Genomic DNA, 15,857 nt, shown 5'->3' with positions numbered 1-15,857 from the left:
CCAACCGCCACTCATTAGGGGCTGTGTTCGGGTCGTTGGACGAAAAGAACGGAGAAGACAACAGTCCGTCCAGACGTCGCGTCCTGCAAGCTCTCGGTGCCGCCGGGGTGGCCGATGGGGTTCTCGATGCCGACGAGTCGGCCGCCGGTCGGCGAGGAGTAGAACGCGAACAGCAGGTCGTTGACGACGTAGAGACGGATTCGCTCTGAGACGGTGCCGTCGGGTTCGGGGTCGGCCGTCGCCACGCCGAGGCCCTGGAGCACCCCGTCCCGAGCGTCGGGCGACAGGTCGGCGAACCCCGCGTCCCGCCAGTCGCGGGCGATGGCGTCGAGTTCCGCCGCCGTCGCCTCCAGTCCGCGGCGGTACGACTCCCGCCCGTCGGTTCGGCCGACGACGTAGCGTTCGACGAACGCGCGCCGACCCGTCACGTTCGAGGGGTAGACCACCGCCGCCGCGGCGTCCATCACGTCGAGGAGGTCTGCCGACACCGACGGCTCTGCGTCCCCGTCGCCCCCGTTCTCCCCGCCGCCGTCTCGGCGCGCGGCGGGTCGTACCGCGCCGCCACCGACCCCGCGCCGACGGCACCGACGGCGGCGAGAGCGGCCATCGCGTCGCGCCGCGTCAGTTTCACGAACGCGAATTAGGTTAACCTAAACTTATGAGTTGCCTTTCCGCGTCACCGGTAGTTCACGGCGAGACTGACGACGACGAAGACGGCGGCCACCGGGAGGACGGCGATGGTCACGTCCACGCCGTAGCCGAGGTTCCACGCGAGGACGACGCCCTGCACGTACGCGAGGAAGGCGGACAGGAGCAGACCGTACGACGCGGGAACGTCGTCGGTGCCCGTTCGGTCGGGGACGAGACGGAGGAACGCCACCGTCCCGACGCCGATAGCGGGGAGGAGGAGGACGCCGACGAGGGGGGCGACGAACGAGTCCGGGCCGGCGGTACCGAAGTGGACGGCGAACCGGTCGGGGAGTGTCGGCAGGAGGGCGACGCCGACGACGGCGACGAGGGCGAGGAGGGCGACGCCCGCGTAGTCGTATCGAGTGAAGCGCATGCGCGACACGTCGTCTCCGGCGAGTATGAGTCCTGTGACGTGACCGATGTGACAGCGGACGGAGACAGTGGCCGTCGACCGGGGGCCGCGCGCGTCACTCGGCGGCGCGAACGTCGTGTTCGAGGACGCCGACGCCCTCGACGTCGACTTCGACCCGGTCGCCGTCCGAGAGTGCGCCGACGCCCGCGGGCGCCCCGTCGAGATGACGTCGCCCGGTTCGAGCGTCATGTACGTCGTTATCTCCTCGACGAGGTCCGCGACGGAGAACATCATGTAGTCGCGCGAGGAGGACTGCTTCGTCTCGCCGTTCACGCGGAGTTCGACGCTGGCGTCCTCGGGCACCTCGTCGGGCGTCGCGAGGACCGGCCCGAGGGGGGCGGCGTTGTCGAACGCCTTCCCGCGCACCCAGTTCTGCTCTCTGTCCTGGTCGTCGCGGTTCGACACGTCGTTCATGCAGGTGAAGCCGGCCACGTAGTCCATCGCGTCCTCGGCGGCGACGTTTCGCGCCTGCTTGCCCACGACGACGGCGATTTCGGCCTCCCAGTCGACGCGCTCTTTCCCCGCCGGCAGGGGGACGGTGTCGCCGTGACCGGCGAGGGCGTTCGGCGGCTTGAGGAACAGGAGCGGTCGGTCCGGCACCTCGTTGTCCATCTCGTCGGCGTGCTCGGCGTAGTTGCGTCCGATGCAGACTATCTTCGTCGGTTCGCAGGGCGGGAGCACGTCCACCTCGTCGAGCGAGTACGTCTCGCCGGCGAAAGAGACGTGGTCGTCGTGCCACTGGCCGTTGCGGACGGAGCCTGCGGGGTCGCGAAAGCGAACGCGGTGCATGGCAGAGTCCTCACCCCGTGACGGTTTCGTTCTTTCCTTCGCGGAAAACGCCCGTCGAACGTCGCTCGCCCGCTACTGCGTGTTCGTCGCGGGTCGACTCGGAAGCTTGGGGATGAGCCACGCGAGGAAGGCGTCGGGGCTCCGCGACTGCACCCACAGCGTACCGGACCCGCTGAACTCGCAGACGAGGCCCTCGCCGCTGGCAAGCGTCGAGCGGAGTCCGCCGACGCGCCGGACGGTGAACTCGGCGGTGTCCTCGAAGGCGACGACGTGCCCCGTGTCCACGACGAACGAGTCGCGGTCGTCGAGCGTAATCTCCTCGATGGCGCCGTAACTCGACAGGAACAGCGGTCCGCTCCCGGTCACCTTCAGCAGGAACAGTCCCTCGCCGCCGAAGAACGTCCGCGCGCCGCCGAACTCGGTGTCCACGTCCAGTCCGGCGTCGCCCGCGAGGTACGACCCCGACTGGACGTACATCGTCTCGTCGGTCAACTCCACGTGCGAGACGTCGCCCGGAAGCGGCGGCGCGAACTGCACGTCGCCCGCCTCGGCGGCGGTGAACGTGTTCTGGAAGAAGCTCTCGCCGCCGAACGCCCGCCTGATGGACTTCAGGAACCCGCCCGTCGCGTTCGTCTCCATCTCGATAGTGGTGTCGTGACTCACCATCGCGCCCGACTCCGCCCGTATCGACTCTCCCGCGTCGAGCGAGACGGTCACGAGTGCGAACGACGGTCTGGAGGCGATGTCGTACTCCATACCCACGGGTGAACGTGTCAGACAAAGAAAACCGTTCGCGGCCGGTGTGAGTGTCAGCCACCGGCGACTGTCTTCGCGTGAGACAGGTGGCCGACCCGACCGCGGCCTGTTGGATTTAAGCGACTGACGCGAGTACTGTCGACCGGCTATGACGATGGAACTCACCTGGCACGGTCACTCGACCTGGCACGTGGACGTCGACGGAACGACGTTCCTCATCGACCCGTTCTTCGACAACCCGTTCACGGACCTGTCGCCGTCGGACGTGGAGGATCCCGACTACCTCCTCCTCACGCACGGCCACGCGGACCACATCTCCGACGCCGGCGCGTTCACCGACGCGACGGTGGTCGGCGTCCCGGAGATGACGGGGTACATGGCGGAGGAAGTCGGCTTCACCGACAGCATCGGCATGAACATGGGCGGCACCGTCGAGTGCGGCGACGCGTTCGTGACGATGCACCGCGCGGACCACACGAACGGCCTCAACACGGGGTACGAGACGAGTCTCGGCGTCCCCGTCGGCTTCGTCATCAGCGACAAGATGCCGACACAGGAGTCCGACGCGGACGCGACGACGTTCTACCACGCGGGTGACACGGGCCTGATGTCCGAGATGAAAGACGTCATCGGTCCCTACCTCGAACCCGACGCGGCCGCCCTGCCGTGCGGCGACCACTTCACGATGGGACCGGTCCAGGCGGCCCTCGCCGTCGACTGGTTGGACGTCGACCACGCGTTCCCGATGCACTACGACACGTTCCCGCCCGTCGAAATCGACGTGGAGGACTTCGAGCGCGAAGTGAAAGCCACCGGGTCAGACGCCGAGGTGCACGTCCTCGACGGCGACGAGTCGTTCACGCTGGAGTGAGCGCGGCCGACGCCGGAACTCGACGCGGTCGAACCGCGATTCCATCCTTTTTGCTGCCGTCGGCCGAGAACGCCGCCGCCCGCGAGCGTCGGTGTCGTCGCCGACAGTCGCCGCGAGAGCGACTCGGCTCCGGACGCCGCCGCCATCGGTCGGTTTCCGAGTGAGCAAGCTTTAGGGAGACAGCGCCCGACAGTACGGACGCATGAGCGACATCGAAACTTCCACCGTTAGCGAAGAGGGCTTCGCCTCCACGAGTCAGGTCGGCGACTTCGAACTCACCATCGACGCCACCGACGAGCAGGGACCGAACCCGAACGCCGTCCTCGTCGCGGACTACGCGTCGTGCTTCCTGCCGGCCTTCCGCGTCGGCGGCCAGCAGCGCGGTCACGACGACCTGGGCAAGATTCAGATCGACGCCGACGCCGACCTGGACGACGACGACGACCTGACGGGGATTCGCTTCGCCATCCACGTGGAAGCGGACCTCGACGACGACGAGTTCGACGAAATCGTCACGCGCGCGGAGGGCATCTGCCACGTCCACACGGCGCTCCGCGAGGAACTCCACGCCGAAATCGAAGTCCACGGCGGCGCGTTCTGACGTCCGACTCCGCAGACCACACCCTCGTTCTTTCTTTACTCGTCGCTCGCCGAGCGACGGCGTTCCGAACTGGAGAGGTCCCGGCCGTCCGGGACAGGAGTGTCAGCGTCTGTGGTACGCCCGGTAACTCATGGCTTGCCCCTCCACGATGACGACTTCGCGTTCTTCGGGGTCGTGACTGTCCGTTTCTTCCACTTCGTCCCGTGAGACGTACCATCCACGCAGTTCTTCGGCGTCTCCGTCGAAGACGTACGGGCTATTCGGCTGACCTTCCATGCTACTCAGTACCGCACACCTACGTATAAAGCTTTGTCAGACATTCTCATTCGAGAGAAAATACGACTCGGAGTCGAGGTAACGCCTCAGTCGTCCGCTGCGGCGGGTTCGGCCTCAGAAACCTCCGTTCCGAGGAGCTTCAGGAACTCCGCCAGCCACTCGGGGTGGTCCGGCCACGCCTGCGCGGTGACGAGGTTGTCGTCGACTGTCACCTCGTCCACCCACGAACAGCCCGCCGCCTCCACCTCCGGACGGACGGCCGGGTAGGACGTCATCTCGTAGCCGTCGAGGACGCCCGCCGCGGCCAGAATCTGCGGGCCGTGACAGAGCGTCGCCACCGGCTTCTCCGCCTCGAAGAAGTGCCGGACCACGTCGAGTACCTCCTCGTACGTCCGGAGGTACTCCGGCGCGCGTCCGCCGGGGACGACGAGGGCGTCGTACTCGGCCGGGTCCACCTCGTCGAACGTCGCGGTCACCTCGAAGTCGTGCCCGCGTTCCTCCAGATACGTCTGGTCGCCGCGGAAGTCGTGGATGGCCGTCTTCACCGTCTCGCCCGCGGACTTCTCCGGACAGACGGCGTCCACCTCGTGGCCGACCATCTGGAGCGCCTGAAACGGCACCATCGTCTCGTAGTCTTCGCCGAAGTCGCCGACCAGCATCAGTAGCTTCTTGCCCATTGGTGTCACCCACCGAGAGCTGGGTCCGCAGAAGACTTAACGATTCGTCAAGTTACGCGGGTCAGTCCGACAGCAACCGCCCGACGTCGCCGAGCGAATCGAGGACGTGGTCGGCGTGATGGACGACGCGGCTAGCGTCTCGTCGTCGGTGACGCCCGTCTTGACGAGTGCCGTCGTCATGCCCGCCCGTTCCCCGAGTGCGATGTCGGTGTCGAGTCTGTCGCCGACGACGAGAATCGACTCCGGCGGCACGCCGAGCTGTTCGAGGACCATCTCGCGGGCCGTGTCGGAGGGTTTGCCCAACACGACGTCCGGGTCGCGTTCGGCGACCCCGGCGATGGCGTTGATGATGGCTCCGGACCCGGGCACGTCGCGGCCGACGGCGGGGATGACGACGTCCGGGTCGGTGCCGACGAACGCCACGTCGTCGTCCGAGAGCGTCCAGAGAGCCTCGCAGAGCGTGCGGTAGTCGAACGCCTCGTCCACGCTCGCGACGAGTGCGTCCGGGTCGTCGTCGACGCCGACGACCGAGAGTCCGGCGTCGGTGAGTATCTCGACCAGTCCGGACTCGCCGACGACGAACAGGTCGTCGTCCGGGCGTTCCTCGCGCAGATAGCGCGTGGTGACCGTCCCCGCGGTTATCACCTCCGACGCGGCCACCTCGAACCCGGCGCGAGCGAACCGGTCGACGTACGCCGCGGGTCGCTTGGTGGGATTGTTCGACACGAACACGCGGTCGACGCCGGCCGCGTCGATGGCGTCCAGACCGGCTGCCGCCCCCGGTATCGGTTCTCGCCGCGCACTACGGTCCCGTCCACGTCGAGGACGACGCCTCGGTAGTTCATCGGTCTCCCTAGGGGCGCTTCGACGGTTAAGCGATTGGGAGCGGCGAGTCTCTCCGCCGCCGAGAACCGGAGATAGCTCTATGTGTATGTATACCAAATAATAGGTATGAACGTCTTCGTCGTGAGTACGGGCGATGAGGAATCGGCCGGTGAGTACCCGCACGCGGTACGGAACCACTACGCGCTCGGCGCGGTGGGACTCGCTATCACGATGGTCTCCGTGTTCCTCGCGTACTCGGCGCTCGTCGATGTCGCGAACGTGGTCCCGCTGCTGTCGACGACGCTCATCGTCTTCGTCGGCGTCGTGGCGTGGGTGGCGGCGTGGTTGACGCTGGACATCCTCCACGAACGGGTCGTCCGACGGCGGTATCTGGACTAGCCGTGCGTGACGGGTGGCCGGCGACGGCCGGTTGAATACCCTACGGATAGCGGCGCTCACGCGCGGAACCAAAGAAACGATATGCTCGAACCCCTTCTTGTCGCTCGTGACGAACACGCAGCTCTCGCTCGTTCAGATAGACAACTACGGTCCGTGGACGGTGACGCCGGAGCCGCGCCGAGAGATGGACCTCCAGACGCTCCAGTCCCGACTGTTCGCCGACATCGCACAGTTCGTCGGGAGTCGCGACGGGTACGCGTTCTTCACCCGCTTCGACAACATGGTGGCCGTCACGAACGGCCTCGACGACGCCGACCACGAACTGCTGCAGGAGTCTATCGCGAACCGGTATCCGGTGACGATTAGCCTCGGTATCGGCGTCGACGCTTCGCCCATCGAAGCGCTCGAAGCGGGGACGGCGGGTCTCCAACACGCCGGAAGCGCACAGGACGGTGAACGCCGCGAAGTGCTGTCGGGCGACGCCCTCCCCGAGTCCGACCGAACCGACAGCGACGTGCAGATAGCCCACTTCGACGTGAACGACGCGACGGGCAAATACACCGACCGCCTCAACGAGTTCGACTCGTTCATCCAGATAGAGCAGGGGTACGCCACGCTGATGCGCTACCTCCGCGAGGAGTACGACTCGCTCTCGTTCTTCGTCGGCGGCGACAACATCATCTCCGTCTGCCCGGACACGACGGAGGCGGAGTACCGGGACGCCATACGCCACGTCGAGGCCGAAGCCGGCGTCGAACTCAAGGTGGGCGTCGGCACCGGCCGGAACGCCCACGAGGCCGGGTTCGCCGCCAAACACGCCCTCGAAGTCTGCCGCGAGGACGGCACCGACGACGGCGTAGCCCGCCGCGCGCCCGAGGTTGAACAGGCCGTGCTGTCTGACCTGTCTGACGGTGAGTGCGGCGTCGCCGCCCTCGGTCTCCCGGAGTCGGTCGGCGTAGACGCTCACGAGCGGACCACACATCCCCAGGCAGTGTGCGCCGCCGAGGGCGCCGACGACGAGGAAGACGCCCGCCTCGACGCCCGTCGCCGGGAGCGACACCCCGCCGTGAGTGGAGAGCGGTACCATGACCTACGGGGCGGGGCCGTGCTCGGTCGCGTCGTGGTCGTCGTGGCCGTTCTCGGTGGGTGACAGCAGGAGATAGAGGCTGTAGGTGATGATGAGGACGTTCACGAACGTCACCGCCCCCGCCCACCACGTCCGTCCGAGTCCGAAGAGGACGACCGGGAGGAGTGCGAGCAGTGCAATCATCCCCGCGACCCGCGGTGTAAAGCGCATATCGGCAGATAGCACGGGGTAAGGTTGCTGCCTTCGCTGATTCCCATTCAATTAGAATCTACGTTCTCGTTGAAGGGACATCAGTCGATACCGAACTGTATGGCAGCTGAATCGGACGAGGGGTTGGACGAAACGAGCCCCGTTCGTGGGGAATCTGGAGCGACCGAACCGGTCGCCGCACCGGACGCCGACCTGTCCGAACAGACGGGATACGTCATCGGGTCCGGTGGGACCGGCATCGAACGACGAATCGGTCACGACGACTTCGACCCGGTGGGGACGCTCGTCCTCATCGGCATCTACATGGCGATTCTGGCGGCGATGTGGGTGTTCATGTACTTCATCGAGTTCCTGGGCGGCGACCTCACGGTGATCGGGTGACACGATGGAGATTCACAAATACGAGAAACTCTGGCTCGCGGGCGCACTGCTGCTCATCGTCGGCTTCATCGCCACCGTCTCGTACGGGGCGGTCGGGGCCGGCGTCGAGATGATCGGTAACGACGGGGGACAGGTCGACCCCGACTCGCTCGACCAGCATCCGAAGTTCGGCGAACCGGGCACGTACGCGTCCGAGGACGGCGACTACGACGTCTACGTCGTCGCCCAGCAGTTCGCCTTCGTCCCGGGGACGGAAGAGCCCGTTCGGGTACCGGCGAACTCGGAGGTGACGTTCCACGTCACGTCGCGCGACGTCATCCACGGCTACGAAATCGTCGGCACGAACGCGAACACGATGGCCATTCCCGGTCAGGTGGCGACGATGACCGTCGAGTTCAACGAGGCGGGCGAGTACGGCCTGCTGTGTAACGAGTACTGCGGGTCGGCGCACCACGCCATGGAGGGGAAGATAGTCGTGGTCCCGCAGGACGAGTGGAACGAGAGCATGGAGGTGAACTGAATGTCTACGTTCGTCGATGACTACCCCGAGGAGTCGAAAATCGTACAGGCGTCGCTGGCGGTCGCGTTCGTCGCGTTAGGTATCGGTGCGTTCTTCGGCCTGATACAGGCGCTGCACCGCACGAACGTCCTCCGCATCTTCAGTTCGGTGGACTACTACACGTTGCTGACGGGCCACGGCGTGCTGTTGGCCATCGTGTTCACCATCTTCTTCCTCGTCGGCCTGTTCACGTGGGCCGTCACCAAGAGCCTGGACAGACCGGCCCCGGACATCCGCCTGACGTGGGCGTGGTTCGGGCTGATGACGACGGGCGCGACGCTCGTCGCCGTGGCCATCCTCGCCGGTCTGTTCCCCAGCATCCCGATGAGCGCAGACGTGCTCTACACGTTCTACGCGCCGTTGCAGGCGCACCCGGTGTTCTACATCGGACTGGCGATGTTCATCGTGGGGACGTGGATGGCGGGCGCCGACTGGTTCCTCGCCTACCGCGAGTGGCGCGGCGAGAACCCCGGCGAACGGATTCCGCTCCAGACGTTCATGGTGCTGACGACGATGATAATGTGGTACATCGCGACGCTCGGTGTCGCCGTGAGCGTCGTCGTCTTCCTCATCCCGTGGTCGATGGGGCTGGTCGACTCTGTGAACCCGCTCCTCACCAGGACGCTGTTCTGGTACTTCGGGCACCCCATCGTCTACTTCTGGCTGATGCCGGCGTACCTGCTGTGGTACACCGTCCTGCCGAAACTCGCGGGCGGCCGACTGTTCAGCGACCCGCTCGCACGCGTGGTGTTCGTGCTGTTCCTCCTGCTGTCGACGCCGGTGGGCATCCACCACCAGTACCTCGACCCCGGTATCGCGGAGGGCTTCAAGTTCATCGCGATGACGAACACGATGTTCCTCCTGCTGCCGTCGCTGTTGACCGCGTTCACCGTCGTCGCCAGCATGGAACACGGCGCGCGGCAACGCGGCGGCGAGGGCTACCTCGGCTGGCTCGGCGCACTCCCGTGGCGCGACCCGGCGTTCACCGGGATGGCGCTCGCGGGGCTGATGTTCGCCGCCGGCGGCTTCTCCGGCATGGTGAACGCCGGGATGAACATCAACTACCTCGTCCACAACACGCTGTGGGTACCCGGTCACTTCCACATGACCGTCGGCACCGCCGTCGCCCTCACCATGATGGCGGGGACGTACTGGCTGCTCCCGCAGATAACGGGCAAGAAGGTCTACAGCCGACCCATCGGCCTCCTGCAGGTCGTGATGTGGTTCGTCGGCATGGTGTTCATGTCCAACGCGATGCACCGCGGCGGACTGCTCGGCATCCCCCGGCGGACCGCAGAGCCGCAGTACACGAACTTCGACTTCGTCACCGCCGTCGGGAGTATCGGCGAGATTCGAATGCAGATAGCGCTCGGCGGGACGCTGCTGTTCCTCAGCGTCGTCCTGTTCCTGTTCAACGTCGCCGCGACGTGGGCGGACGACCGCACCGAGACGCCCGTCGACGACTACCTGCCCGAACCGCTGTCGGGTCCGAGCGGGTCGCCGGTGGTCCTCGACAACCTCGCGCTGTGGACGGGCATCGCCATCGTGCTCGTCGTCCTCGCGTACACGCTTCCGCTCGCGAGCATCATCGGCGACGCCGGCCTGTTCGGCAGTAGCGGCGGCTTCCCGGCCACCGTCACGCTGGACGGACTCGTGCGGGTCGTCGCGGGGGTGATGGGCTGATGCGCCGGCTCTCGCCCGCACTGCTCATGGTACTCGCGGCGTTCACCGTTCCGGTCGCCATCGAGATGCGGACGGTGGCCGGGTTCTTCGGCTACGACCTCCCGCTCGTCGCCGTCGCCGGGTTCGAACTCCTGTTGCTCGGCATCCTGCTCGTCGTCTACCTGCTCGGCGAGACCGAACCGGCCGACGACGCCGACTCCGCCTCGCCGCGGTAGCGCCGACGACCGAACGCCTCCGTCCACGCACATGACCGAGACGACGACACGACCGACCGCGTTCGCTCGCGGCCCGACGCGGACGCTCCGCCTCCTCGCGAGTCTCGTCGCCGTCGAGACGCTGCTCGTCGTCGGGTACCTGCTGGTGTCGGAGACGACGGTGCTGTCGGTTCGCTACGTCTCGTACCCGCTCGTGTGGGTGAACCTCGGCGTCCTCGCCGTCGACGCGGTGGACGTCCCCCGGCCGACCGACCGGCGGACGCTCGTCGCCGCCGTCGTCGCGGCCGTCTACTTCGCCGTCCTCGCGTGGACCACCGGCCTCGTGGGACCCGGCACGGGCGACCCGTTCTCGGTCCGTCTGCTCTGGGCCGTCCCCGGGTGGGGGCCGGTCCTCCTCGTCGGCGGCCCGGTGAGTCTGGCGCTCGTCCCGTTCGAGGCCATCGGGTACGGTTGTCTGGCCGTCCTCGTCTACGGCAGTCTCGTGCGCGCGACGGCGGGCGCGCTCTCCGGCGCACTCGGACTGGCGACGTGCGTGAGTTGCGTCGGCCCCGTCGTCGCGGGTGCGTCGCGGGGGTCGGGCGGCGGCGTGTCGACCGCGGTCGCGGGCGCGGCGAACGGGCCGTTCGCCTACGACCTCTCGACGGCGCTGTTCGTCGTCACCGTCGGCGCGCTGTGGTACACGCTTCGCTGAAAGCGTTCCGTCCGTCGTTTGCTCGGATACGTCTCTCGAAAGCACGTGTTGCACACCGACACAGAAGATACGCCACGGGAGCCTCTGTTCTGTAAACGGGCGACGGAGTTCCGTCTCGAACCGCCTTCGAACGACGATACTGGACCGTGTCTATCAGTTGACGAGGCGTATCGAGGATGTCGTCGAGCGATTCACGAGTCGCGCCGGCCGACAGTCAGTCCCGTGTGAGCGCCCGAGCGTGGCGACAGGTCCGCCGTGACGGCCGAGTGTCTCGGAGCGGAGGTGACGGCGGAGAACTGGAGAAGCGACGAACGGGCGAACGGGCGAACGGACGAACGATTACCGGGCGGGGGTGGCGCGGTGGACGGCGGCCGCGGTGACGACGAGGAGGATGCCGAAGACGAGCGTCATCCCCAGTTCGGCCGACATGGTCGCGAGTCCACTAACGGACTGGAGAACCGCGTAGCCGGCGATTGCCGTCAACACGACGCCGAGGACGACGAAGACGCCGAGGGCGGTTTTGATGGGGTCGATGCCGACGGAACGGGTGGGTTGACTGTGACTCATCTCGTCTCTGTCTACGATGCGGAATATCATATAGAGCCGAAACGTTTCCCAGATTCCGAGAATCGGGTCGTCACGGCAGCATAAGTACCAGGCGCGCGTCGGGAGACGCACAGTGGCAACGGACGGGTTCTTCCGGCGGTTGTGGGCACGGGTCGACTCGATACAGGTGTTCGCGTCGCGCCGAAAGCGACGGCGATTCCTCCTGCACCTCGTCCTCGCCGTCCTCGCCCTCGCCGTCGTCGCGGTCCTGGCGCGCCGGCACCTCGTGTTCCTGACGGACGCGGACGAACTGCGCGCGTTCATCCGAGGCTACGGCGTCTGGGCACCGGTCGTCCTCGTCTCCCTCCAGGCTCTGCAGGTCGTCGCGGCGCCGGTTCCGGGGCAGATTCTGGCGCTCGTTGCCGGCTACCTGTTCGGCGCCTGGTGGGGGACGCTCTACAACGTCGTCGGCATCACCATCGGCAGCACCGTCGCCTTCTGGCTCTCGCGGCGGTTCGGTCGAGCGTACGTCGAAGGGATAGTACACGAGGACGCGCTCGCCCGCTTCGACGCTATCGACGACGACCACGCCCGTCTGGCGCTGTTCGTGTTCTTCCTCGTTCCCGGCCTGCCGGACGACGTGCTCTGCTTCGCCGGTGGCCTCACCCGCATCCCGCTGTGGCAACTGGTCGCACTCGCCATCGTCGGCCGGACGCCGGCGTCTTCCTCACGAACGTCGTCGGCGGCCTCCTCGGGACGAATCGAATCGGTCCCGCACTCGGTCTCGCGGCCCTCATCGTCGTCGCGTCGGTGCTGGGGTACCTGAACCGCGACCGACTGATCGGCCTCCTGAGCGACGGCCGGTAGTCCCCACCGGCCGACGTCGTGACCCCCCGAACGTGTCGACCACTCCATCGGATAGTCGTCCGAGTATCTCTCGTGATATTTTGAACGAAGATTCTATATAGAATATATCTCACTCTTGGACTAATGGTACACATACGGTCGAAGCGTGAGGGCGACGGCCGAATATCGACGGAGTCGGAGGTAAGACCAGAGCGGCGGTCTGCGATGGCGAATATCAGTCGAAGGTGTCGTCAGCCATGAACATTCGAACGAAGCTCATCGCGCTGTGCCTCGTCATCTCGTTGGTTCCCGTCTCCGTCGTCGGGGGAGCGGGGATACAAGAAATGGATAGTATTGGGAAGTACGCACAAGACCAGAGTGCCAGACACATGGAGGCGCAGGTGACGGGTGAACTGAACAACACCGTCCTCGCGAGACAGGAGCAGATACAGAACGTCTTGGACGTCCGCCGCGTCGACGCGCGGTCGCTGGCCGACTCCTCGCCGGTGCAGAACTATCAGGCCGCGAGGGCGGGCGAGTGGGAACTCGTGCAGCGACAGAGTCGGACGCAACTCGGTCACATGGCGCTTCAGATGCGGACGACCGTCGAGAGCACGAAAGAGACCGTTCTGCGGGAGAAGTACGGCGGGCGGTCCTGGGAGGAACTCTCGCCGGCGGAGCAGCGTCGAGTCGAAGACGAGGTGGAGCAAATCGTCGCCGGCAAGGCCGGAGACGGGACGCGTTCGGACGGCACCGCGTCCAAGATGTTCCAACCGGGGTACATCGGTGACACGGGGTACGCCTACATCACCGACCGCGACTCGAACATCGTCGTCCACCACAACCTCGAAGACGGATTCAACCTCGTGGACAACGCCTCCCTGACGGTGTTCGACGAGGTGGCGACGACCATCGACGAGGAGCAGGCGATTCGGAACGGCACGAGGTGGGGTATCGCCGAGTACGAGTGGGAAGACACCACACAGGCGGGCAACCCGGTGGAGAAGAAGTTCGTCGCGTACGCCTACCACGAGGACTTCGACTGGGTCCTCGCGCCGAGCGTCTACTACTACGAACTCCAGACCACCGCGAGCGAGAGTGCCAAGGACCGAATCAACGCCTCCTTCGAGAGCTACCTGAAAACCCGGTCGGTGTCGGTTCGGGGGGAGGAACGGCCGGCGTACGACGAGATAATCCTGACCGACGAGGACGGACAGGGCGTCGTGCGGGCGGTGCGGACGGACGACGGCGTCGTCACGGAGTCCGTCGAACGCGTCTCCTACGCCGACACCGACTGGTTCGCGGGCGGCGAGTCGATGGCCGAGGGCGAGGTACACGTCGGCGACGTGCGAACCGTTGACGGCGAACGAGTCGTCTACCTCTCGACGCCGGTGTATCAGGACGGCGAGTTCTCGGGAACCGTCGCGCTCAGGTTCGATTACGGCATCCTCTCGGCGATGACGAACGGGGTGACGGTCGGCGAAACCGGACATCTGAGCATCGTGAACGGCGAGGGACGGATACTGAGCCACCCCAACGCGTCCGTCGTCGAGTCCGGAGCACGGATAACCGACGAGTCACACGCGGGTGGCCTCGCCAGCGTGGCCGAGAACCGAATTCTCGCGGGTGAACGCGGACTCAGCACGTACGCACGAGGCACCGAGGGGGGCGGCGACCGGTACTACGTCGGGTACGCCCCACTGGAGTTCGGGACCGAACAGTTCGCGTTGCTCGCGACGGTCCCCGAGGAGGACGTGACGGGGGCGAGCGACGCACTCGGTCGCGAACTGAGCGACCGCACGTCGTCGGCGCTGACGTTCTTCCTGCTCCTGATCGGCGGTGCCGCCGTGGCGGTCATCGGGCTGGGATACGCCGCAGCGCGGTACTTCTCGGAACCAATCGAACAGCTTCGAGACCACGCGACGGCACTCGCTCGGGGGCGGTTCGACGGCGACGTCGACATCGAAGCGCCCGACGACGAAATCGGCGAACTCGTCGAGGCGTTCGACGAGATGCAGTCGAACCTCAGACGGCAAGTGACGGAACTGCGGACCGTCAGCCAGAACCTCGGCGACGGCGACCTGAACCAGACGGTCAGAACCGACCTGCCCGGCGAGTTCGGGGCCATCATGTCCGACCTCGACGACGGAATCGAGAAGATACGGCAGAGCCTCGTGGAGGTCAACCACGTCGCCGACCGGTTCGCGGAGGTGAGCAGCGAGACGGTCGTGAGCGCCGAGGAGATAGAGGCGGCGAGTCAGGCCACCGCCCAGTCGGTCGAGGAGATAGCGCACGGCGCCGAACAGCAGACCGAGCAACTGCAGGTCGCAGCGGGCGAGATGAACGACCTCTCGGCGACCATCGAGGAGGTGGCCGCGTCGGCCGACGGTGTGGTCGAGACGGCGAACGAAGCCGTCTCACTGGCGGACCGCGGGAGAGAGCACGCCGCGGACGCGACGCGGGAGATTTCGGCCATCGAGAGCGAGACGGCCACCGCCGTCTCGCAGGTCGAAGCGCTCAGCGACCGCATCGACGAGATAAACGACATCGTCCAGCTCATCACCGACATCACCGAGCAGACCGACCTGCTGGCGCTCAACGCGTCTATCGAGGCCGCCCGCGCCGGCGAGGTCGGGCAGGGCTTCGCCGTCGTCGCCAACGAGATACAGGGACTGGCGAACGAGGCCGAGGAGGCGACCGAACAGGTCGAGGACCTCATCGACGAGATACGGGACGACACCGACGAAACGGTCGAGGACATCCAGTCGATGCGAGAACGCGTCGAGAGCGGTGCCGAGACCATCGAGGACGCCATCGAGATGTTCGACGACATCGCGGAGGCGAGCGAGGAAGCCGAACACGGCGTCCGGGAGATATCCGAGTCGACGGAAGACCAGGCGCGGTCGACGGAGGAAGTCGTGTCGATGGTGGACGACGTCTCCAGCGTGAGCGAGGAGACGGCCTCGGAGGCCAGCACGGTGTCGGCCGCGACGGAAGAACAGACCGCCTCCATCAACGAGGTCACCCAGAACGTCCAGACCGTCTCCGAATCGGCACAGTCGCTCCGAGAACTCGTGACGCAGTTCGACGTCGGCAGGGAGGGGGGCGAGTCACTCGACGGGGGCGCGAGTGAGTCTTCTTCCGCACCCGCCGCCTCGGAGGCGGTGGCAGTCGGCGACGACGCGGGGCCGTCGGGAGCGAGCGACTGACGCGCGAGTCCATCGGCCGCGCCCGACGACGCATCGGCCGAAGCGGATACGCGCCGCGACGGAGCATCCTCGTTTCGAGGCCTCTTTCGATGCAACTGCGGAGACGGCGTCGGTGACGACGGACCGGGCGGCCG

General features: G+C 66.4%; 16 protein-coding genes and 5 pseudogenes. 11 read left to right on the top strand and 10 right to left on the bottom strand.

The window, feature by feature from the left end; genetic code table 11:
• Positions 1-14 precede the first annotated feature (14 nt).
• The 4 genes and pseudogenes from GJ632_RS06545 to GJ632_RS06530 form a co-directional block, all read right to left on the bottom strand.
• Positions 15-631: pseudogene (locus tag GJ632_RS06545) on the bottom strand (gluconate 2-dehydrogenase subunit 3 family protein).
• Positions 632-676: 45 nt separating this feature from the next.
• Positions 677-1,063 (bottom strand): DUF1648 domain-containing protein, encoded by a 387-nt coding sequence (locus tag GJ632_RS06540; RefSeq protein WP_191452455.1) that lies wholly within the window; start codon positions 1,061-1,063, stop codon positions 677-679.
• 94 nt (positions 1,064-1,157) lie between these two features.
• Positions 1,158-1,891: pseudogene (locus tag GJ632_RS06535) on the bottom strand (fumarylacetoacetate hydrolase family protein).
• Between the two features lie 72 nt (positions 1,892-1,963).
• On the bottom strand, positions 1,964-2,647 hold the full coding sequence (locus GJ632_RS06530; protein ID WP_191452454.1) for a TIGR00266 family protein: 684 nt from the start codon (positions 2,645-2,647) through the stop codon (positions 1,964-1,966).
• Positions 2,648-2,801: 154 nt separating this feature from the next.
• Between GJ632_RS06530 and GJ632_RS06525 the strand changes: the two genes are divergently transcribed.
• Entirely contained in the window at positions 2,802-3,518 is a 717-nt protein-coding gene (locus tag GJ632_RS06525) for a metal-dependent hydrolase (RefSeq protein ID WP_191452458.1), read from the top strand.
• 202 nt (positions 3,519-3,720) lie between these two features.
• A complete protein-coding gene (locus tag GJ632_RS06520) occupies positions 3,721-4,119 on the top strand; it encodes an OsmC family protein (RefSeq protein ID WP_191452453.1) in 399 nt (132 codons plus the stop codon).
• Positions 4,120-4,221: 102 nt separating this feature from the next.
• Here the strand turns inward: GJ632_RS06520 and GJ632_RS21970 are convergent, their stop codons facing one another.
• The 3 genes and pseudogenes from GJ632_RS21970 to GJ632_RS06510 form a co-directional block, all read right to left on the bottom strand.
• The gene (locus GJ632_RS21970; RefSeq protein WP_197427911.1) at positions 4,222-4,395 is read right to left on the bottom strand and encodes a hypothetical protein; all 174 of its coding nucleotides are present in this window, start codon (positions 4,393-4,395) and stop codon (positions 4,222-4,224) included.
• 86 nt (positions 4,396-4,481) lie between these two features.
• Complete coding sequence (locus GJ632_RS06515; protein ID WP_191452457.1) at positions 4,482-5,072, bottom strand: DJ-1/PfpI family protein; 591 nt, start codon at positions 5,070-5,072, stop codon at positions 4,482-4,484.
• Between the two features lie 61 nt (positions 5,073-5,133).
• Positions 5,134-5,917, bottom strand: a pseudogene (locus GJ632_RS06510) (HAD-IIA family hydrolase).
• 106 nt (positions 5,918-6,023) lie between these two features.
• Here GJ632_RS06510 and GJ632_RS06505 point away from each other — a divergent pair.
• Together GJ632_RS06505 and GJ632_RS06500 are read left to right on the top strand one after the other, a co-directional pair.
• Positions 6,024-6,296: a hypothetical protein gene (locus tag GJ632_RS06505; RefSeq protein ID WP_191452452.1), complete on the top strand. Its 273-nt coding sequence runs from the start codon at positions 6,024-6,026 to the stop codon at positions 6,294-6,296.
• A gap of 106 nt (positions 6,297-6,402) precedes the next feature.
• Positions 6,403-7,173: pseudogene (locus tag GJ632_RS06500) on the top strand (GTP cyclohydrolase III); the annotation flags it as partial.
• Here GJ632_RS06500 and GJ632_RS06495 read toward each other — a convergent pair.
• Both GJ632_RS06495 and GJ632_RS06490 read right to left on the bottom strand, forming a co-directional pair.
• A pseudogene (locus GJ632_RS06495) lies at positions 7,129-7,383 on the bottom strand (sulfite exporter TauE/SafE family protein); the annotation flags it as partial. The pseudogenes GJ632_RS06500 and GJ632_RS06495 sit on opposite strands and share 45 nt — an antisense overlap.
• 3 nt (positions 7,384-7,386) lie before the next feature.
• Positions 7,387-7,566: a hypothetical protein gene (locus tag GJ632_RS06490; RefSeq protein WP_394351786.1), complete on the bottom strand. Its 180-nt coding sequence runs from the start codon at positions 7,564-7,566 to the stop codon at positions 7,387-7,389.
• Between the two features lie 126 nt (positions 7,567-7,692).
• Here GJ632_RS06490 and GJ632_RS06485 point away from each other — a divergent pair, with 126 nt between their 5' ends.
• From GJ632_RS06485 to GJ632_RS06465, 5 genes are read left to right on the top strand one after another with little or no spacing between them, the layout of a single operon-like run.
• Entirely contained in the window at positions 7,693-7,974 is a 282-nt protein-coding gene (locus GJ632_RS06485) for a ba3-type terminal oxidase subunit CbaD (RefSeq protein ID WP_343161060.1), read from the top strand.
• A 4-nt stretch (positions 7,975-7,978) separates the two neighbouring features.
• Positions 7,979-8,494: a cytochrome c oxidase subunit II gene (locus GJ632_RS06480; RefSeq protein WP_191452450.1), complete on the top strand. Its 516-nt coding sequence runs from the start codon at positions 7,979-7,981 to the stop codon at positions 8,492-8,494.
• Entirely contained in the window at positions 8,495-10,216 is a 1,722-nt protein-coding gene (locus tag GJ632_RS06475; protein WP_191452449.1) for a b(o/a)3-type cytochrome-c oxidase subunit 1, read from the top strand.
• Positions 10,216-10,431, top strand: coding sequence for a CbaC protein (locus GJ632_RS06470; protein ID WP_191452448.1), 216 nt, complete (start codon positions 10,216-10,218; stop codon positions 10,429-10,431). Before GJ632_RS06475 ends, GJ632_RS06470 begins: the two co-directional genes overlap by 1 nt.
• A 31-nt stretch (positions 10,432-10,462) precedes the next feature.
• A complete protein-coding gene (locus GJ632_RS06465) occupies positions 10,463-11,122 on the top strand; it encodes a hypothetical protein (protein WP_191452447.1) in 660 nt (219 codons plus the stop codon).
• A gap of 339 nt (positions 11,123-11,461) precedes the next feature.
• On the opposite strand, the gene GJ632_RS06460 is transcribed toward GJ632_RS06465, so the two are convergent.
• Positions 11,462-11,689: a hypothetical protein gene (locus GJ632_RS06460; protein ID WP_191452446.1), complete on the bottom strand. Its 228-nt coding sequence runs from the start codon at positions 11,687-11,689 to the stop codon at positions 11,462-11,464.
• A gap of 112 nt (positions 11,690-11,801) precedes the next feature.
• On the opposite strand from GJ632_RS06460, the gene GJ632_RS06455 reads away from it, so the two are divergent.
• Positions 11,802-12,494 (top strand): TVP38/TMEM64 family protein, encoded by a 693-nt coding sequence (locus GJ632_RS06455; RefSeq protein ID WP_343161057.1) that lies wholly within the window; start codon positions 11,802-11,804, stop codon positions 12,492-12,494.
• Between the two features lie 277 nt (positions 12,495-12,771).
• Positions 12,772-15,723 (top strand): methyl-accepting chemotaxis protein, encoded by a 2,952-nt coding sequence (locus GJ632_RS06450; RefSeq protein WP_191452445.1) that lies wholly within the window; start codon positions 12,772-12,774, stop codon positions 15,721-15,723.
• Positions 15,724-15,857 lie beyond the last annotated feature (134 nt).

The sequence above is a fragment of the Halogeometricum sp. CBA1124 genome (assembly GCF_009741955.1).
Taxonomy (GTDB): domain Archaea; phylum Halobacteriota; class Halobacteria; order Halobacteriales; family Haloferacaceae; genus Halogeometricum; species Halogeometricum rufum.
Note: the sequence above shows the minus strand (reverse complement) of the source record. Positions and strands in the feature narration are given on the sequence as shown.